The 17,368-nt window shown below is 76.5% G+C and carries 21 protein-coding genes; 13 read left to right on the top strand and 8 right to left on the bottom strand.

The annotated features are described in order from the left end of the window. Nucleotides 1-34: 34 nt before the first annotated feature. Both ACFY0X_RS15280 and ACFY0X_RS15275 read right to left on the bottom strand, forming a co-directional pair. Nucleotides 35-1,036, bottom strand: a complete 1,002-nt coding sequence (locus ACFY0X_RS15280) for an alpha/beta fold hydrolase (protein ID WP_387754142.1) — start codon at nucleotides 1,034-1,036, stop codon at nucleotides 35-37. A 209-nt stretch (nucleotides 1,037-1,245) separates the two neighbouring features. Continuing rightward, complete coding sequence (locus ACFY0X_RS15275; protein WP_387754139.1) at nucleotides 1,246-2,145, bottom strand: LysR family transcriptional regulator; 900 nt, start codon at nucleotides 2,143-2,145, stop codon at nucleotides 1,246-1,248. A gap of 65 nt (nucleotides 2,146-2,210) precedes the next feature. On the opposite strand from ACFY0X_RS15275, the gene ACFY0X_RS15270 reads away from it, so the two are divergent. Then, nucleotides 2,211-3,023 (top strand): NAD(P)-dependent oxidoreductase, encoded by an 813-nt coding sequence (locus ACFY0X_RS15270; protein ID WP_387754136.1) that lies wholly within the window; start codon nucleotides 2,211-2,213, stop codon nucleotides 3,021-3,023. A 66-nt stretch (nucleotides 3,024-3,089) separates the two neighbouring features. Here ACFY0X_RS15270 and ACFY0X_RS15265 read toward each other — a convergent pair whose 3' ends face one another. Continuing rightward, nucleotides 3,090-3,482 carry a RidA family protein gene (locus ACFY0X_RS15265; RefSeq protein WP_387754133.1) on the bottom strand — a complete coding sequence of 131 codons (393 nt, stop codon included), beginning with the start codon at nucleotides 3,480-3,482 and terminating at the stop codon, nucleotides 3,090-3,092. A gap of 168 nt (nucleotides 3,483-3,650) precedes the next feature. On the opposite strand from ACFY0X_RS15265, the gene ACFY0X_RS15260 reads away from it, so the two are divergent. Next, complete coding sequence (locus tag ACFY0X_RS15260) at nucleotides 3,651-4,943, top strand: FAD-dependent monooxygenase (RefSeq protein WP_387754131.1); 1,293 nt, start codon at nucleotides 3,651-3,653, stop codon at nucleotides 4,941-4,943. A gap of 90 nt (nucleotides 4,944-5,033) precedes the next feature. After that, the gene (locus ACFY0X_RS15255; protein WP_387754128.1) at nucleotides 5,034-5,417 is read left to right on the top strand and encodes a VOC family protein; all 384 of its coding nucleotides are present in this window, start codon (nucleotides 5,034-5,036) and stop codon (nucleotides 5,415-5,417) included. A 36-nt stretch (nucleotides 5,418-5,453) separates the two neighbouring features. On the opposite strand, the gene ACFY0X_RS15250 is transcribed toward ACFY0X_RS15255, so the two are convergent. Further along, nucleotides 5,454-5,870 carry a VOC family protein gene (locus tag ACFY0X_RS15250; RefSeq protein ID WP_387754126.1) on the bottom strand — a complete coding sequence of 139 codons (417 nt, stop codon included), beginning with the start codon at nucleotides 5,868-5,870 and terminating at the stop codon, nucleotides 5,454-5,456. Between the two features lie 10 nt (nucleotides 5,871-5,880). Beyond that, nucleotides 5,881-6,324 carry a helix-turn-helix transcriptional regulator gene (locus ACFY0X_RS15245; RefSeq protein WP_387754903.1) on the bottom strand — a complete coding sequence of 148 codons (444 nt, stop codon included), beginning with the start codon at nucleotides 6,322-6,324 and terminating at the stop codon, nucleotides 5,881-5,883. 157 nt (nucleotides 6,325-6,481) lie between these two features. Here ACFY0X_RS15245 and ACFY0X_RS15240 point away from each other — a divergent pair, with 157 nt between their 5' ends. The 4 genes from ACFY0X_RS15240 (at nucleotide 6,482) to ACFY0X_RS15225 (ending at nucleotide 9,399) form a co-directional block, all read left to right on the top strand. Then, the gene (locus tag ACFY0X_RS15240) at nucleotides 6,482-6,892 is read left to right on the top strand and encodes a hypothetical protein (protein WP_387754124.1); all 411 of its coding nucleotides are present in this window, start codon (nucleotides 6,482-6,484) and stop codon (nucleotides 6,890-6,892) included. A gap of 83 nt (nucleotides 6,893-6,975) precedes the next feature. Further along, nucleotides 6,976-7,659, top strand: coding sequence for a DUF6766 family protein (locus ACFY0X_RS15235; RefSeq protein ID WP_387754121.1), 684 nt, complete (start codon nucleotides 6,976-6,978; stop codon nucleotides 7,657-7,659). Between the two features lie 277 nt (nucleotides 7,660-7,936). Further along, nucleotides 7,937-8,515, top strand: a complete 579-nt coding sequence (locus tag ACFY0X_RS15230; protein ID WP_387754900.1) for a carbonic anhydrase — start codon at nucleotides 7,937-7,939, stop codon at nucleotides 8,513-8,515. A 251-nt stretch (nucleotides 8,516-8,766) separates the two neighbouring features. Further along, the gene (locus ACFY0X_RS15225; RefSeq protein ID WP_387754118.1) at nucleotides 8,767-9,399 is read left to right on the top strand and encodes a flavin reductase family protein; all 633 of its coding nucleotides are present in this window, start codon (nucleotides 8,767-8,769) and stop codon (nucleotides 9,397-9,399) included. A gap of 100 nt (nucleotides 9,400-9,499) precedes the next feature. On the opposite strand, the gene ACFY0X_RS15220 is transcribed toward ACFY0X_RS15225, so the two are convergent. Together ACFY0X_RS15220 and ACFY0X_RS15215 are read right to left on the bottom strand one after the other, a co-directional pair. Continuing rightward, the gene (locus ACFY0X_RS15220) at nucleotides 9,500-10,090 is read right to left on the bottom strand and encodes a hypothetical protein (protein ID WP_387754115.1); all 591 of its coding nucleotides are present in this window, start codon (nucleotides 10,088-10,090) and stop codon (nucleotides 9,500-9,502) included. A gap of 414 nt (nucleotides 10,091-10,504) precedes the next feature. Next, complete coding sequence (locus tag ACFY0X_RS15215; protein ID WP_387754113.1) at nucleotides 10,505-11,458, bottom strand: ArsR/SmtB family transcription factor; 954 nt, start codon at nucleotides 11,456-11,458, stop codon at nucleotides 10,505-10,507. 86 nt (nucleotides 11,459-11,544) lie between these two features. On the opposite strand from ACFY0X_RS15215, the gene ACFY0X_RS15210 reads away from it, so the two are divergent. Next, a complete protein-coding gene (locus ACFY0X_RS15210) occupies nucleotides 11,545-12,855 on the top strand; it encodes an alpha/beta hydrolase (protein ID WP_387754110.1) in 1,311 nt (436 codons plus the stop codon). Here the strand turns inward: ACFY0X_RS15210 and ACFY0X_RS15205 are convergent. Continuing rightward, nucleotides 12,829-13,263: a DUF6223 family protein gene (locus ACFY0X_RS15205; protein WP_387754108.1), complete on the bottom strand. Its 435-nt coding sequence runs from the start codon at nucleotides 13,261-13,263 to the stop codon at nucleotides 12,829-12,831. The genes ACFY0X_RS15210 and ACFY0X_RS15205 overlap by 27 nt on opposite strands. A gap of 261 nt (nucleotides 13,264-13,524) precedes the next feature. Between ACFY0X_RS15205 and ACFY0X_RS15200 the strand changes: the two genes are divergently transcribed. From ACFY0X_RS15200 to ACFY0X_RS15180, 5 genes are all read left to right on the top strand, one after another. Next, on the top strand, nucleotides 13,525-14,670 hold the full coding sequence (locus tag ACFY0X_RS15200) for a sensor histidine kinase (protein ID WP_387754105.1): 1,146 nt from the start codon (nucleotides 13,525-13,527) through the stop codon (nucleotides 14,668-14,670). Then, entirely contained in the window at nucleotides 14,667-15,329 is a 663-nt protein-coding gene (locus ACFY0X_RS15195) for a response regulator (RefSeq protein ID WP_387754103.1), read from the top strand. The genes ACFY0X_RS15200 and ACFY0X_RS15195 overlap by 4 nt, the downstream gene beginning before the upstream one ends. 164 nt (nucleotides 15,330-15,493) lie before the next feature. Further along, a complete protein-coding gene (locus ACFY0X_RS15190) occupies nucleotides 15,494-15,640 on the top strand; it encodes a hypothetical protein (protein ID WP_387754100.1) in 147 nt (48 codons plus the stop codon). 131 nt (nucleotides 15,641-15,771) lie between these two features. Next, nucleotides 15,772-15,924, top strand: coding sequence for a hypothetical protein (locus tag ACFY0X_RS15185; RefSeq protein WP_387754097.1), 153 nt, complete (start codon nucleotides 15,772-15,774; stop codon nucleotides 15,922-15,924). 94 nt (nucleotides 15,925-16,018) lie between these two features. Next, a complete protein-coding gene (locus ACFY0X_RS15180; protein WP_387754094.1) occupies nucleotides 16,019-16,531 on the top strand; it encodes a hypothetical protein in 513 nt (170 codons plus the stop codon). Nucleotides 16,532-17,368: the final 837 nt, after the last annotated feature.

The raw sequence follows: 17,368 nt of genomic DNA, 5'->3' as shown, positions 1-17,368 counted from the left end.
GCGTCCCTTTCGCCGGCTCCGTGTACTCCGTGTGCTACGCGGGCTGCGCCGGCCGGCGGGGCGGGGCGAGCGTCGCGAGCCAGGAGGTCAGCAGGCGGTTGACCTCCTGGGGGCGTTCCTGCTGGACCCAGTGGCCGCAGCCGTCCAGGAGGTGGGAGGAGACCAGGGCGGGGAGGGTGGCCGGGTGGGCGGCGATCGCGTCGGCCATCCAGGTGGTGGTGGCGTCCAGGGCGCCGCCGATGAACAGGGACGGCTGGGTGAGGGGGGCTCCGTTCAGGTCGGCGAGGTCCGCCCAGTCGCGGTCCATGTTCCGGTAGCGGTTGAGTGCCCCGGTCAGGCCGGTGCGCTCGAACTCCCCGGCGTAGTGGTCGAGGTCGGCTTCGGTGAGCCAGGAGGGCAGCCGGCCTGCGGGGAACCGTTCGCGCAGGGTCCCGCCGGGGCCGACGAAGTGCGGGTCGGGCCGGCCCGGGGGCGGCATGGTGTCGGCGGACAGGGCCGCGTAGAAGCCGGCGAGCCAGCCCCGGACGTCGGGCTCGATCTCGGCCTCGGCGCGGCCGGGTTCCTGGAAGTAGGAGACGTAGAACTCCTGGTCCCCGCCCATCCGGGCGAGGGCCTCGCTGGGGCGGGGGCCGCCGGGCGGGGTGTAGGGGACGCTGAGCAGGCCCACCGCGTGGAAGGCCTCGGGGTGGAGCAGGGCGCAGGCGGCCGCGATGTTCGCGCCCCAGTCGTGCCCGATGACCGCCGCCGTCCGCTCGCCCAGGGCGTGCACCAGGGCGAGGTTGTCCTCCACCAGGGCGCGCATCCGGTACTCCTCGGGCGCGGACGGCTTGGCGGAGCGGCCGTAGCCGCGCACGTCGGGTGCGACCGCGCGGTATCCGGCCGCCGCGAGGGCGGGAAGCTGGTGGCGCCAGGAGTACCAGGACTCGGGGAAGCCGTGGACGAGCAGGACCAGCGGCCCGGTGCCCTGTTCGACCAGGTGCAGGCGTCCGGCGGGGGCGTCGACGGTGCGGTGGCGCGGTCGGCTCGGCTCGGTCATGGAGACTCCTCGGGGTCCGGTGGCCGTGGGTGCGTCTTGATCATGCGGCGCGCCGGCCCGGGGATGCGAACGGCGTTGACGATCTGGCAAACCCACAGGCCAGGGGCCGTGTTCAGGGATACCGGCCGGAGCAGGAGGAGGGGCCCGGCGTCCGGCGGTCGGCGTCCGGCGGTCGGCGTCCGGCGGCCGGTTGTGAGGGCCCGGCCCGGCTACCGGTTCCCCTCGCCCGCCGCCTCCTTCAGGAACGCCTCGAAGGCCTCCACCGCCGCGGGGACCCGCCGGCCGCGCAGGGTGACGGTGTGCACCCGCCGCACCGGGGTGTCGTCCGGGTGCAGCGGGACGAGGGCGACGCCGGGGCGGCTGACCCGGGCGGCCAGGGAGGGGATGAGGGTGGCGCCCAGGCCGGCGGCGACCAGGCCGAGTTTGGCGCTCCAGGCGGCGACGGCGTACTCGATGCGGGGCTGGAAGCCGCTGCGGACGCAGGCGGCGAGGAGGGTGGACTCGGCGTGGCGGCTGGCGGCGATCCACGGTTCGTCGGCGAGTTCGGCCAGGCGCAGGCGGCGGCGCCGGGCGAGGCGGTGTCCGCGCGGGAGGGCGACCAGCACCGGGTCCGCCATCAGCGGGCGGTAGTCGAACTGCTCGCCGTGGCCGTCGGGTTCGGTGTAGGAGGCGACCAGGGCGAGGTCGATCGCCCCGTCGGCCAGCAGGTCCAGCAGGTGCGCGGTCAGCCCCTCGGTGAGGCTGATCGCCACGCCCGGGTGGGCGGCGCGGAAGGCGGCGAGGGCGCCGGGGACGAGGGCGGCGTTGGCACTGTCGAAGGCGCCCACCCGCAGCCGCCCGGCAGTGAGTTCGGTGAGGGCGGTCAGTTCGCGCCGGGTGGTGTCGAGCCGTTCCAGCATCGCCTCGGCGTGCGGCAGCAGCGCCCGGCCGTGCTCGGTCAGCCGCACCCCGCGCGCCAGCCGGTCGAACAGTACGGTGCCCAACTCGCCTTCCAGGGTGGCGATCTGGCGGGAGATCGCGGACTGGGTGAAGCCCAGCCGCTCCCCGGCGGCGGTGAAGGAGCCCAGGTGCGCGACGGTGCGGAAGACGTCCAGCCAAGCCATGTCCATCCCGCATGGCTACCATGCGGGACATTCGTTTGTCGCCTGGCTCCTGGCTGCCTAGCGTGGTGGCCATGAAGAAGATCGCCTTCCTGGGACTGGGCCGGATGGGCCTGCCGATGGCCCGCCGACTCGCCGCCGCCGGACACCCGTTGACCGTCTGGAACCGCTCCCCCGGCCGCGCCGGCGACGTCCCCGGGGCCACCGCGGCCGCCACCGCGGCCGAGGCCGTACGCGGCGCGGACGTCGTCGTCACCATGCTGTCCGACCCGGCGGCCGTCACCGGCGTGGCCGCGCAGTTCACGGCGGCGCTCGCGCCGGGCACGCTGTGGATCGACATGTCCTCGATCGGCCCGCGGGCCACCGCCGCTCTGCGCGCCCGGCTCCCCGACGGCGTCGCCCTGGTGGACGCCCCGGTGGTCGGCAGCGTGGGCCCGGCGGCCACCGGCGACCTGGTGGTGTTCGCCGGCGGCGAGGACGCCGACCTGGACCGCGCGCAGCCCGTCCTGGAGCGGCTGGGCCGGGTGCGGCGCTGCGGCGGCCCGGGCTCGGGCGCGGCGCTGAAGGCGGTGGTGATCGGCGCGATCGTCGCCTGCGTCACCGCCTTCGGCGAAGCGGTCGCGGTGGCCGAGGAGTTGGGCGTGCCGCAGGACCAGGTGCGGGAGGTGCTGTCGGTCGGGCCGCTCGCGGGGGTGGCGGCCCGGGCCTACAGCACGCAGGCGGACTTCCCGGTGCGGCTGGCCGCCAAGGACCTCGCCCTGGCGGGCGGCGGCCCGGTGCTGGCGGCGGCCCGCGAGGTGCTGCTGGCGGACCCGTCGATCGCCGAGGAGGACCTGTCGGCGGTGGTCGGCTCGCTGCGCCGGGCGGCGCGGGCCGCGGCGGCCTGACCTCCCCGGGCACGCCGCCGCCCCGCCCCGGTGCGGCACCGGGGCGGGGCGGCGGCGCACGGACCGCTAGCCGAGGACCGCGTCCACCTCGACCTCCACCAGCCACCGCTCGTCGATGAAGCGCGACACCTCCACGAAGGTGGTGGCCGGGCGGATCTGCGCGAAGCGCTCGCCGTGGGCGCGCGCGGCCTCCCGCCACCGGCTCATGTCGGTGAGCATGACGCGGGTCCGCACGACGTCCGCAAGGGCGGCACCCGCCTCCCGCAGGGCGGCTTCGGCGATGTCCAGGCAGCGGACGGTCTGGGCGTGGACGTCGCCCTGGCCCACCGTCGTGCCGTCCTCGCCGATCGGGGCGGTGCCCGCGACCGCGACGTGGTTCCCCTTGCGCACGGCGCGGGAGAAGCCGATCCGCGGTTCGAGGGGCGAGCCGGAACTGACTGTCTGTCGAGTGCTCTCCATCGCCCCATGGTGCCGCACTAGTGCACCCGGTAGGCCGTCTGCCTGCGCGAACGCCCCCGCGCGCCGCGCGAGCCGCCCCGGAGCACCCCGCCGCACTAGTGCACCAGCTTCAAATACCCCCAGTCCAGAGCTTGTTGACGCCGATGCGTACGGCGTACATTCGGCGGCATGGAACACCTGGACCGCACCCCGGACACCGATGTCCTCGTCTCCGGCGCCGGCATCGCCGGCCCCGCCCTGGCCTACTGGCTGCGCCGCCACGGCTTCACCCCCACCGTCGTCGAACGCGCCCCGGGCCCGCGCCCCGGCGGCCAGGCCGTCGACCTGCGCGGCGCCGGGCGCACCGTGATCGAGCGGATGGGCCTGATGGAGCGGGCCCGCGCGCTGTGCGTCGAGCAGCACGGCATGGCCCTGGTCGACCGGCGCGGGCGCACCACCGCCCGGATACCCGTCGACCTGTTCGGCGGCGAGGGCATCGTCTCCGAGATCGAGATCCTCCGCGGCGACCTCGCCGACCTGCTGCGCGAGGCCACCGACGGCGTCGAGTACCTCTGGGACGACACCGTCACCGCACTCGACCAGGACGCCGACGGCGTCAGCGTCACCTTCGAGAACGCCCCCGCCCGCCGCTTCGCCCTGGTGGTCGGCGCGGACGGACTGCACTCCGCCGTCCGCCGCCTCGCCTTCCCCGCCGACGGCGCCCCCGGCCACGGCCTCGCCGCCGGTCCCGCCGCCGGTCCCGCCGGCCGCCCCGAAGCAGCCCACTACCGCCCCCTGGGCGGCTACCACGCCTGGTTCACCGTCCACGACCCCGCCCTGGCCCGCGCCCTGGACGGCTGGTTCCTGATGTACAACGCCCCCGGCGGCCTGGTCGCCGGCGCCCGCCCCGGCCGGCTGCCCGGCGAGGTCAAGGCCTCCCTCGGCCTGCGCAGCGCGCCCCTGGCGTACGACCGCCGCGACACCGCCGCCCAGCGGCGCCTGCTCGCCGAGCGCTTCGCGGGCGCCGGCTGGGAGGTCGACCGGCTGCTCGCCGGGATGCGCACCGCCGAGGACTTCGCCTTCGACTCCTTCGGCCAGATCCACCTCGACCGCTACAGCCGCCACCGCGTCGCCCTGCTCGGCGACGCCGGCTACAGCCCCAGCCCCCTGACCGGCCTCGGCACCAGCCTGGCCCTGGTCGGCGCCTACCTGCTGGCCGGCGAACTCGCCGCCGCCGCGGGCGACTTCCGCACCGCCTTCGCCCGCTACGAGGAGCTGATGCGCCCCTATGTGGCCCGCGCCCAGGAACTGCCGCCCGGCGGCCTGAACGGCTACGCCCCCGAGGGCGCCCTGATGATCCGCCTGCGCGCCGCCTCCATGCGCTGGATGGGCCGCTGGCCGCTGCGCCCCGTGCTGGCCGCCCAGTTCGCCAAGGCCGGCGACATCGCCCTGCCCGACTACCCGCTGCCCGCCCTCACCTGACGCCCCGCCCACCGCCCACGGCGCCGCCCGGAGCGCCGCCCGGAGCGCCGCCCGGAGCGCCGGCCCGGGCGGCGCGTAGGCTCACCGGCCATGGCATGCCGCATCAGCGAACTGGTCATCGACGCCGCCGACCCCGAGCGGCTGGCCGCGTTCTGGAGCGGGGTCCTCGGCTACGTCGAGGTCGGCCGGGAGGACGACGGCAGCATCGAGATCGGGCCGCCCGGCACCGGCTTCGGCGGCCCGCAGCCCACCCTGGTCTTCGGCCCCACCAGCGACCCGAGGCCCGCCAAGCTCCGGCTGCACGTCGACGTCAGCCCCACCGACCGCGACCAGGACGCCGAGCTGCGGCGGCTGCTCGCGCTCGGCGCCGTCCCCGTCGACGTCGGCCAGGGCGGCGACGTGAGCTGGCACGTCCTGGGCGACCCGGAGGGCAACGAGTTCTGCCTGCTGCGCCGCCGGCTGCCACCCGTCTGAGCTCCGCATCCGCCCGGTCGGCTACCGGGCGCCCGGCTACCGGGTGCGGGGCTGGTTGAAGCGCAGCATGTTGCCCGACGGGTCGCGGAAGGCGCAGTCGCGCACCCCGTAGGGCTGGTCCATCGGCTCCTGGAGGACCTCGGCGCCGGCCTCGCGCAGCCGCTCGAAGGTGGCGTCGCAGTCGTCGGTGCGGAAGATGACGCCGCGCAGCAGGCCCTTGGCGAGGAGTTCGGCGGCGGCCCGGCGGTCGTCCGCGGAGGCGTGCGGGTCGGCCAGCGGGGGCTCCAGGACGATCTCCACGCCGGGCTGGTCGGGCGAGCCGACGGTGACCCAGCGCATGCCCTCGAAGCCGACGTCGTTGCGCACCTCGAAGCCGAGGACGTCGCGGTAGAAGGCGAGCGCCCGGTCGTGGTCGTCGACGGCGATGAAGCACTGCGCGAGTTCGATGCTCATGGCGGTCACGCTACCGTTCGGCGTCCCCGGCGCCCGCGCTGCCCGCGCCGTCCTCGGCCTGGGCGTGCCGCGCCGGGCGGGTGCGGATCTTGGCGATGCACGCCGGGATCGCCGCGCCCTGCTCGTGGTCGCGCGCCCGGTAGGCGCTGGGGCTCTGCCCGACCAGTTCGGTGAAGCGGGTGCTGAAGGAGCCCAGCGAGGTGCAGCCCACCTCCATGCACACCTCGGTCACGCTCAGGTCCCCGCGCCGCAGCAGCGCCTTGGCCCGCTCGATCCTGCGGGTCATCAGGTAGCTGTACGGGGTCTCGCCGTAGGCGGCGCGGAAGCTGCGCGAGAAGTGGCCGGAGGACATCAGCGCGGTGCGGGCCAGCGCCGGCACGTCCAGCGGCTGCGCGTACTCGCGGTCCATCCGGTCCCGGGCCCGGCGCAGCCGGACGAGGTCGTCGAGCGGCAGCCGGGGGGAGGAGGCGGGGGAAGAGGAGGAGGGTGGCACACCCGCCACCGTACCGAGTGCCGCCGACAGACGGCGCCCCCGCCCGGTGCGGCCCGCCCGCGCCCGTCCGGCCGCGCCTCCTTGGCCCGGCCCCGCCGGCGTGGTGCCCTGGGGGGGGATGAGGCTGCGGATGCGGTGGGTGCGGGCGGCGGGCGTCGCCGCCCTGGTCGGCCTTGCGGGCTGCGGCCAGGTGGATCGGCGCGAGGACGCGGCGGCCGCCGTGGCGGCCGGGTTCGAGGACGCCGCGGGACGTTCGGACGCCGCGGCGCTCTGCGGGACGCTCGCGCCCGCCACGCGCGAGGAGCTGGAGGACCAGGAGAAGAAGGACTGCGAGCCGGCCCTGGCCGGCGTCGACCTGCCCGCGGGCGGGCCGGTGCGGCGCGTGGACGTGTTCGGGCGGCAGGCCCGCGTGGTGCTGGAGGGCGATACCCTCTTCCTGTCCGCGTTCCCGGAGGGCTGGAAGGTCACCGCGGCGGGCTGCACGCCGCGCGACCGGCGCCCGTACCAGTGCGGGATCAAGGGAGCGTGAGGGATGCGGAGCCTGTTCGTCCTGTGCATCGCCACCGTCGTCGGCGGCCTCGCCTACTTCACCGCGATCGGAGCGCTGCAGCGGTGAGCCGGGCCACGAGGTTCCTGAGGGACAACGGCCTCACCCTCGCCTTCGGCACGGCGTTCCTGCTCGCCCTCGCCGGGCAGGCCGCCGCCGGGCGTGCCGACCTCAACAACCAGCTCGTCGCCGCCGGCCTCCAGCCACTGGACGTGGCCGGCTACCTCACCGGTTCCGACTTCGCCGTCGACGTGACGGAGAACTGGCAGTCGGAGTACCTGCAGTTCTTCCTCTACATCTTCGGCACCGTCTGGCTCCTGCAGCGCGGATCCCCCGAGTCCAAGGAGATGGGCAAGGCCGGGACGGAGTCGGACCGCGAACAGAAGATCGGCCCGCACGCCACCGCGGACTCACCCGCCTGGGCCAGAGCGCGCGGACTGCGCCTGCGCTTCTACTCCCGGTCCCTGGGCATCGTCATGGCCGTGTTCTTCCTCGGCTCCTGGACGTCCCAGTCGATCTCGGGCTGGTCCGCCTACAACGCCGAGCAGCTGCGCGACCTGCAGGCGCCGGTGCGCTGGGGCCAGTACGTGCTGTCCGCCGACTTCTGGAGCCGCACCCTGCAGAACTGGCAGTCCGAACTCCTCGCGGTCGCGTCCATGGCCATCCTCTCCGTGTACCTGCGCCAGCGCGGCTCACCCGAGTCCAAACCGGTCGGCGCCGCGCACACCTCCACCGGCATCGAGGGCTGATACGGGCCGCCCCCGGCGGGGCCCGCTGCCGCCGGCACCGACGGGCCGTGGGGAGCCCGGGGGGGGCGTGAGGGGGCGTCGGGGGGGGTCGTGAGGGGTCGTGAGGGGGGCGTGGGCGCGTCCATGGGGCCGTCCGGCCCTTGACCCGGGGCTGCGGACCCCACCTGCGGCGATCTAGGGTGCTGGCATGATCCCCACACCGATAACCAGCCCTGAGCCCCCGCTCGACGGCCCGACGGACGACTTCCTGACCGACCCCGCCCAGGCCCTGCGGGTGATGATGCAGGGCAACGCCCGGTTCGTCGCGGGCAACCCCGAGCACCCCAACCAGGACGCCGGGCGCCGCGCGGCCCTCGCCCCGGCGCAGCGGCCCTTCGCGGTGCTGTTCGGCTGTTCGGACTCCCGGCTGGCCGCCGAGATCATCTTCGACCGGGGCCTGGGCGACCTGTTCGTGGTGCGCACCGCCGGACACGTCACCGGCGCGGAGGCGCTGGGCAGCATCGAGTACGGGGTGAGCGTGCTGGACTGCCCGCTGGTGGTGGTGCTGGGGCACGACTCCTGCGGTGCGGTGGCGGCGGCGCTGGACTCCCTGGAGCAGGGGCAGCTGCCGGGCGGCTTCGTCCGGGACGTGGTGGAGCGGGTGACCCCGAGCGTGCTGTCCGCCAGGGCGGCGGGCATCGAGGACCGCGACGGGATCGTGGACGAGCACATCCGCCAGACCGTGGACCTGCTGGTGGAGCGCTCGCAGGCGCTGGCCGCGCGGATCGCCGAGGGGAAGGTGGCCGTGGTGGGCCTGTCCTACCGGCTGCGCGACGGCCGGGCCCGGCTGGTCTCCGCCCGGGGGCCGGTGGGCTGACGGCGGGTCCCCGGTCCGTCCTCGGGAACCGGACGGGCCGGGGACCGGGCGGGCCCGGGAACCCGGGCGGCCTCGGGAGCCGGGCGGCCTCGGGAGCCGGGCGGGCCGGGAGCCGGGCGTCCTCGGAACGCGATGTCCGATCGCCGCCAGCGCCCCCGCACGGGCGGGGGCAGAGTCGGTGACCGGCGGCGATCCGCGTTCCCGGGTCGCCGAGTTCCCGAGTTCCCGAGTTTCCGAGGACGGCAGTTCCCGTGCACAAGGTCATCGATCTGAAGGTCCTGTACTTCGGCACCCCCGTGGTGCTGATCGGCTCCCGCAACGAGGACGGCAGTTCCAACCTCATGCCGATGTCCTCGGCGTGGTGGCTGGGGCAGTCGTGCGTGCTGGGCCTGGGCGACAGCTCCCAGACCTCCGCCAACCTGCGGCGCGAGGGCGAGTGCGTGCTCAACCTGCCCTCCTCCGCGCAGGTGGACGCCGTGGACGCCCTCGCGCTGCTGACCGCCAACCCGCGGATCGCCGAGTACCGGGTCAAGCAGGGCTACCGCCACGAGCGGCGGAAGTTCGCCGCCGCCGGCCTGACCGAGCTGCCCGGCGAGCTGGTGAAGGCGCCGCGCGCCGCCGAGTGCCCGGTGCAGCTGGAGTGCCGGGTGGAGGCGGCGACGCCGCTGGCGGGCGGGGGCCGTACCGCCTTCGAGGTGACGGTGGTGCGCGCCCACGTCGAGGAGAGCCTGCTGGTGCCGGGCAGCGACCACTACGTCGACCCGGTCGGCTGGGACCCGCTGATCATGAAGTTCTGCGAGTTCTTCGGCGACGGGCGGCGCCTGGCACCCTCCCGCCTCGCCGAGGGCTGGCAGATGCCGGGGCGGCTGCCCGCCGCCGTGTGACGCCCGCTCAGCCCCTCCCCCGCTCACCGGCGCGCGGCGCCCCCGGTCACGGCACGACCGTCGTCCCGGCCGGTCACGGCGCGACCCTCGTCCCGGCCGGTCACGACGCGACCGTGGTCCCGCAGGAGTCGCACACCCGGGTCGCGGGCAGCTCCAGGAAGCAGTTCGGGCAGATCGCCGGGGGGCGCGGCACGGCGGTGGCGGCGGCCTTGCGCTCGACCGAGGCGCGCAGGCGCGGGGCCAGGGCGGGCGTGCCGCCGTCGGCGGGCAGGTCGGCGCCGAAGTGCCGGTAGCAGGCCAGGCGGGCGGCGGCCGCGTGCTGCTCGCGGTCCATCTCCGCGGCCACCGGGGGCTGTCCGGCGACCGCCAGCACCTCCTGGTAGCCGGGGCCGACCCGGCCGTCGGTGGCGTGCACCACCAGGGCGGTCAGGGGTGGGTCGCCGCGCCGGTGCGCCTCGCGGATCACCAGGGACAGCACCTTGCCGATCCAGTGCCGCTGGTGGATCCGGGTGCGCACCCCGGAGGCCTCCTGGACCGCCTCGGCCAGGTCCGCGTAGCTGATCACCGCGTGGTAGCGGCCCGCCACCTCGACCAGGGCGGGGTAGGCCGCCCTGGTCCACACGATGTGCGCCTGGCCGGCGCTGACCGCCGAACCGTCCGACGCCCGCCAGTAGCTGTGCTGCTCGGTCATCCGCCCGCCCCTGCCCGTCTTGTCCGTCTTGTTGGTGTCCGTCCCCCCGCAGGCCCCCGCCGGGAGCGAGGCTACCCCGCCCCGCGGCGGCACCCTCGGGCGGGGCCCGCCTGCGGCCGGGCTTGACTTCAAGTGCTGTTGAAGTCGTGGAATGGGTGCCGACCGCAGCCGTACGGGCATCGCGGTCGATGCCCCGCCCGTACGGAACCCGTACCGGGGCCGGGGCCGCCTTCTTCCCGATCGTGCCGGAGGCGGCCCCGGCTCCCGGGACACCCCCGCCCCCGGCCATCCCGCCGCCCGGCGCCACCCGGCCACCCCGTCACCCGGCCGCCCGGCCGCCCGGCGCCACCCGGCCACCCGGCCACCCGGTCTCCTCACCGCCCCGCCTCCTGCGGCGCCCGGTCCGGCGCGCCGTCACCCCCCTGCCAGCAGCTCCCCCAGCGCCGTCCGCCGGTGCAGCACGGCCTTGCCGGCGCGGACGCTGGTGACCAGCCCCGCCCCGCGCAGCGCCCCCGCGTGGGCGGAGACGGTGGCGGCGCTGACGCCCAGCCGGCGGGCGAGGCCGGTGGTGGTGCGCTCCTCGGCCAGCAGGTGCAGCAGTTCGGTGCGGGTGGCGCCGATCACGGCGGCCAGGGCCTGCGCTCCGGTGCGGCCGTCGGGCCGGGGCAGCAGCCCGGGCCCGGCCGGGTAGGTGAGGACGAGCGGGCGCCCGGGCAGGTCGGCGGGCAGCGCGGGCCCGTACCAGTGGAAGGTCGGCAGCAGGAGCAGTCCGCGCCCGGCGAGGCGGATCTCCCTGGGCGCGCCCGGCAGTTCCCACACCCCCTCGCGCAGGCGCGCGCCGGGCAGCAGCCCGTCGAGCAGCGCCGCCGCGCCGCCCTCGGCCAGCTGCACTGCCCGGCGGACGAACTCGGCGCGGTGCAGGTCCCGTACCTGGTCCCAGACCGGGGCGAGCAGTGTGTCGTACGCGGCGCGCTGCGCCCGGTGGACCAGCCGCCAGGCGGCCGCGTCGCCCCGGGCGAGGTCGCCGACCCAGGGCGGTGGGGCGGTGGGCGCGGGCTCGTACGCGCGGCGCAGTTCGGTGCGGACGTAGCCGGGCGGGGCGGTGCGGACCTGTTCGAGCGCCTCGGGCAGGCCGTCGGCGAACACGTCGAGGAAGCCGGGCGCGCGGCCGGCCGGGACGAGGTCGGCCAGCGCGGCGGCGGCCTGCGGCAGGGCGTGCAGGGCCCGGCGGCGCCAGGGGCCGTGCAGCGGGTCGGCGTCGGCGCGGCACATCGTGGCCAGCGCGGTGTTGAGCTCCTGGAGGGGGGCCGGGCGCGGGGCGAGGGTGACGCGGGCGAGGTCCTCGGGGGTGCAGTGGATCCGCAGCACGGCGCCCCTCCCCGGGCCGGTGTCCATCCTTGAGCCCTCAACCTAAACGATCGCCCGCCCCGGGCGGCGCGGCCGAACCTGGCTCCATGGTCCACGACACCACCCGCGGCACGACCCGCGACCTCACCCGCCACTGCACCACCGGCACGACCCGCGGCCTGCCGGTGAGCCGGCGCACCCTGACCCGGGCCGCGCCGGCGGCGCCCGCCGCCCTCCTGCTGCCGGGCGCCGGGCGCGCCGCCGCCGCGTCCCCGGGCGCCCTGGTCCTGACCCTGCCCGCGCCGAGCGGCCGGTACCCGGTGGGCTGCCGCAGCGTCTACCTGGTCGACTCCTCCCGGCCCGATCCGCTGGAGCCCGAACTGCCGGTGCGGGAGCTGATGGTGACCTTCCTCTACCCGGCCGCCCCCTGCCCCGGCGCCCCCGCCCGGCCCGCGCCGCAGCTGCCGCCCGGCGCCGCGGACCTCTTCGGGCTGGTCGCCCCGCAGACCCCGCTGCAGCTGCCCGCCGCGGGCGTGGACTGGGCCGCCACCCGCACCCACTCCCGCCCCGACGCCCCGGTCCGCACCGGCCCGCCGGGGCGCGCGGCGCGCCGGCCGGTGCTGGTGTACAGCCCGGGCGGCGGCGACCCGCGCGGCCTCGGCACCTGCCTGGCCGAGGAGTTGGCCTCCCACGGCGCGGTGGTGGTCCTGGTCGACCACCCGGGCGACGCGCTCGCGGTGGAGTTCCCGGGCACCACCGCCTTCCGCCACGACCCGGTGCGCTCCACCGTCCTGCGCGGCGACCCCCGCAACCGGCCGCCGCTGTGGCGCGCCGTGATCGACGCCCGGATCGCCGACCTGCGCTTCGTCCTCGACCGACTCCACCGCGCCGCCGAACTGCCGCTGCCGCCGGGCCTCGCCGCCGTCCTCGACCTCGACCGCCTCGCCGTGTACGGGCACTCGGCGGGGGCGAGCGCGGTCACCGAGGTGTTCCACGAGGACCGCCGCGTGCGCGCCGCCGTCAACCTGGAGGGCTACCTCGACCACCCGCCCGCCGCCCCGGGCGCCACCCCGGAGCCGCTGCGGATCACGGCGCAGGGCACCGACCGTCCGCTGCTCCTGCTCGGCAGCGAGCTCTTCCCCCACCGCGACGAACTCGACCGCTCCTGGTCCGCCCTGGCCGCCCGCTCCCCCGGCACGGTCCGCCGCGCCCGCGTCCCGGCCGCAGGCCACTGGGCCTTCACCGACTACGCCGCGATGGTCCCCCGCCTCCAGCACGCCGGCCTCCTGACCCCCGCCCACCGCGACGCCCTCATCGGCCCCCTGCCGGCCGCGGAAGGATTCGTACGGACCCTCGCCCGGCACGTGGGCACCTTCCTCACGGCGAGCTGGTCAACCGGTACCGCGCAGTCGGGTTAGCGCCAGGGCGCTGAGGGCGGCGCCGGCCAGCCCCACCAGCACGGCCACCACGGCCCCGCCCAGACCGTTGCCGGTGCCGAGGCCACCGGAGGCCGTCGTCGTCACCAGCGCGCCCAGGGCCGTGCCGGTCAGCGCCGCGCCCAGAGCCAGGACGGCCCCGCGCCGCCCGGGCCCGGAGGAGACCCGGCCGGCGCAACGGGCCAGCGCCAGCCCGCCCGTGACCGCGCCGGCCAACGCCAGCAGTGCCGCCGCGACGGCCCCGAGCCGACCGGCACTCAGGGCGGTCGCGGCGACGGCCACGGGCCGCAGCCGCGCGTCGGCGGCCGCCGGTGCGGCCGACGCCACGGCCGCGGCCAGGACCGCGGCGGCCACGGCGGCTGTACGTCGTACGGACAGTCGTACGGACATGGGTGCTCCCTCTTCGTGCTCCGGCCGGAGGCCCTGCGCGCTCCGGCCGGACGTCCGCCGGGCTTCGGCTGACGTCGCCCGATCATGTCCGTCGGCCCCGCCCCCGGGCGTCCGGCAGACGCGGACAACGCGCCCTGCCGCAGGCGCCGTAGCGGCTACCGCCGGCGCCGTAGGAGCCGCGAGCCTGCCGCGGGCGCGGTAGCCGCCCGGTCATCCGCTCGGAGGAGTCGCCCCGCGCGGGCCTCTCGCTAGGGTGCGCCCATGAGGACAGCAGGGGCCGGCGCCCGAACCCCGGGCACCGGCCGGGCCGCGGCCATGGACTGGGCGATCGCCGCCGGCGTGACGGCGACACTGCTGCTCACCGGGCTGACCGGGCGCCACCCGGCCACCGGCTTCACGGTGCCCGGGTACGCGCTGCTGGCCGCCGGCGGCCTCGCGCTGGTCGCGCGCCGCCGCGCCCCGGTGCCCGTCCTGGCCGTCACCGGCCTGTGCACGGTCGGCTACCAGGCGGCCGGGTTCGACGTGCCCGCCGTCGCCTACCTGTTCGCGGTGTACACGGCCGTACGGGCGGGCCACCGCACCGTCACGGCGGCGGGCAGCGTGGCCGTGCTGGCCGCGCTGCCCGCCGCCGCCCTGGCCTCGGGCCTGCACGACACCGGCCAGGCGTTCGCCCAGGCCCGCGGCGCCCTGGAGATCGCCTGGCTGGTCGCGGCCGGCGCCGCGGGGGAAGCCCTGCGGCAGGCCGAGCGCCGGGCGGACGAGGCCGAGCGCACCCGGGAGGAGACCGCGCGCCGCCGCGCCGACGAGGAGCGGCTGCGGATCGCCCGCGAGCTCCACGACTCGCTCACCCACCAGATCTCGGTGATCAAGGTGCAGGCCGAGGTCGCGGTCCACGTGGCCCGCCGGCGCGGCGAGCCGGTGCCCGAGGCGCTGCTGGCGATCCAGGAGGCCGGCCGGGAGGCGGCCCGGGAGCTGCGCGCCACCCTGGAGGCGCTGCGCGACGACGACACGGCCCCGCCGCGCGGGATCGACGACGTCCCCGAACTCGTGGCACGGGCCCGTACGTTGGGCCTGGATGCGACGCTGACGATCGGGGGACGACGGCCCGACGTGCCCATCGCGGTGGACCGGACCGTCTACCGGATCGTCCAGGAGTCCCTCACCAACATCGCCCGCCACGCCGGCGCCGCCACCGCCTGCGTGCGGATCGACTGCCGTCCCGACGGCCTCGCGGTCCGCGTCGACGACGACGGCACGGCGACGCCGGACACCGCGCCGCCACCCGGCGTCGGACTGCTCGGCATGCGCGAACGCGTCACCGCCCTGGGCGGGCGGCTGCGCGCCGAACCCCGACCCGGGGGCGGCTTCACCGTCCGGGCCCACCTCCCCGTGGACCGGACGCCGTGATCCGCGTCCTGCTGGTCGACGACCAGCCGCTCATCCGCAGCGGGTTCCGCGCGCTCCTCGACCTCGAGGAGGACATCGAGGTGGTGGCCGAGGCCGCCGACGGCAAGCAGGCCCTGGACCTGGCCAGGGAGCACCTGCCCGACGTCGCGCTCGTCGACATCCGGATGCCCGGCGTCGACGGCATCGAGGCGACCGCGCGCATCGCCGCCGACCCGGCCCTGGCCGGGGTGCACGTCGTCATCCTCACCAACTACGGCCTGGACGAACACGTCTACGACGCGCTGCGCGCCGGCGCCGCCGGATTCCTCGTCAAGGACATCGTCCCGGACGACTTCCTGCACGCCGTGCGCGTCGCGGCGCGCGGCGACGCCCTGCTGGCACCGTCGATCACGCGCCGACTGATCAGCCGGTACCTCGCCCAGCCGCCCACCGCCGGCCCCGGCCCGGGGCTGGAGGAGCTGACCGGCCGCGAGCGGGAAGCGGTCGCCCTGGTCGCGCGGGGCCTGTCCAACGACGAGATCGCGGGCCGCATGGTGATCAGCCCGATGACGGCGAAGACCCACGTCAACCGCGCCATGACCAAGCTCCACGCCCGGGACCGGGCCCAACTCGTCGTCCTGGCCTACGAATCCGGCCTGGTGACCCCGCACACCTCCTGACCCCCCGGCCCCGGACGGCCCCGACGGCCCCCGGCCGGACGGACGGACGGCGGCGGCGGATGTGAGCCGGGACACGGTTGAGGTTGCCCCGGGTCAGGGGCGCGGGCTCCTGCAAGACGGGCCCGGGCACGGACGCGGGCCCGACGGACGCGAGGGAGAGCGGCATGCCCACCCACCACACCGGCTGGGGCCCGGACCGCCCGGGGCTGCGGCGGGCGATCGAGGGGATCGCCGGATCCGGGTTCCTCGGCGCGCAGTTGCGGGTGAACGACGCGAGCGGCGAGTGGGTCGCCGCCGGACCCGGGAGCTGAGCGGCCAGGCGGGGCCGCCGGTCGACGGGCACTTCCGTCCAGCCCATCGACACCGGCCCGCTCTACCACCACAACGGCGCCCCCATCGGCTCGGCGGCACTGATGTACGGCTCTCGGACGGCGGCACCACCGTGACCGCCGCCCTGACCTACGTGGACGACGCCGAGGTGTCCGTCGCGGCGGCGGTCCAACGCGCCCAGCGCCGCCTCGTCGACGAGGTGTTCGGCGCAGCCGCCGGGGTCACGATCGGTCAGGCGGCGGCGTCCGTCGGCGTCACGGTGTAGACGGTGCGGCACTACCACCGGCGGGGCTGGTCGAGGAGCGCGGCGCGACGCCTCCGGTTACCGGCGGTACGGCTCGGGCGAGTTGCTGCGGCTGGTGCAGGTCCGCACACCGGCCGCCGCCGGGGTGCCGCGGGCGGAGATCGGGCCGCTGCTCGGCGCCGACGGCGGGCGGTTCGCCGGCTCCCTCACCGACGTGGAGCGGCGGCTGAGCGAGCGGATCGCGGAGCTGACCGCCCGCCGTGACACCCTGCACCGCCTCGCCGACGGCGACCGGGCCCTGCTGCCCGACCGCGCCTGCGCGGTCCTGGAGCGGATGCCCGGCCCCGACTACGTGGCGGCGCAGCGCGAGGCCCTGGTGCTGGCACGGGCGCTGGTACCGGAGGGCTTCGACGGCTTCCTGACCCAGCTCGAACACCGCCTGGACGACCCGGAGTTCGTCACCCTGGCCCGCCGCAGCCGGGAGGCCGAGGCGCCTGGGAGGCGGACGACCCGAGGATCGAGGAGCTCGCCGCCGCGATGGCCGACCGCCACCTCGCCAACCCGTCGCTGCTGGGCGCCCCCGCCAGCCTGCGCACCTGGGCCCGGGCCTCCGTCCAATACCGGCTGATCAACCACCACCGCGACGACCAGGCCCTGGTCTCGGCCCGCCTCACCCTCACCGAGGCCAGGCTCCGCGCCGCCGGCATCCCCGACCCCCGCCGGTAGCCCCCGAACGCACCAAAAGTCGGCCCCCCGACTTCCTGTGCACCACCTCCGGAGCTCCACCCACGGCCAAGCTCCACGCCCCCCGAACACACGAGAAGTCGACCCCATCGACTTCCTGCGCGGCCAACAAGGCTCCGCCCGTGAGCGGCGCAGCCGGAAAGAGCCCCCGAGCGCGCCAGAAGTCGACCCCGCCGACTTCCTGTGCGCCACCTCCGGAGCTCCGCCCACGCCCGAGCCCCACGGGCACCGAACACACGAGAAGTCGACCCCATCGACTTCCTGCGCGGCCAACAGCGCTCCGCCCGTGAGCGGCGCAGCCGGAAAGGGCCACCGAGCGCGCCAGAAGTCGGCCCGCCGACTTCCGGTACCGCCGGCAAAGTTCCACCCGCTCGGCGCAACGGGAAAGGATCCCCGAACGCACCAAAAGTCGGCCCCCCGACTTCCTGTGCACCACCTCCGGAGCTCCACCCACGGCCAAGCCCCCACGCCCCCGAAGGCGCGAGAAGTCGACCCCGCCGACTTCCTGCGCGGCCAACAGGGCTCCGCCCGCGAGCGACTTCCTACGCGCCACCTCCGGAGCTCCACCCACGCCCGAGCCCCACGGGCCCCGAAGGCGCGGGAAGTCGGGCCCGCCGACTTCCTGTGCGGCCACCGGAGTTCCACCCGCGAGCAGCGCAGCGGAGAAGAGTCCCTGGGCACACGAGAAGTCGACCCCGCCGACTTCCTGCGCGGCCAACAG

Origin of the sequence: Kitasatospora sp. NPDC001547 (assembly GCF_042894165.1) — a bacterium.
In the GTDB taxonomy this organism is placed as follows: Bacteria; Actinomycetota; Actinomycetes; order Streptomycetales; family Streptomycetaceae; genus Kitasatospora.
The sequence above is the reverse complement of the archived record's forward strand: the minus strand, read 5'-3'. Positions and strand labels throughout refer to the sequence as shown.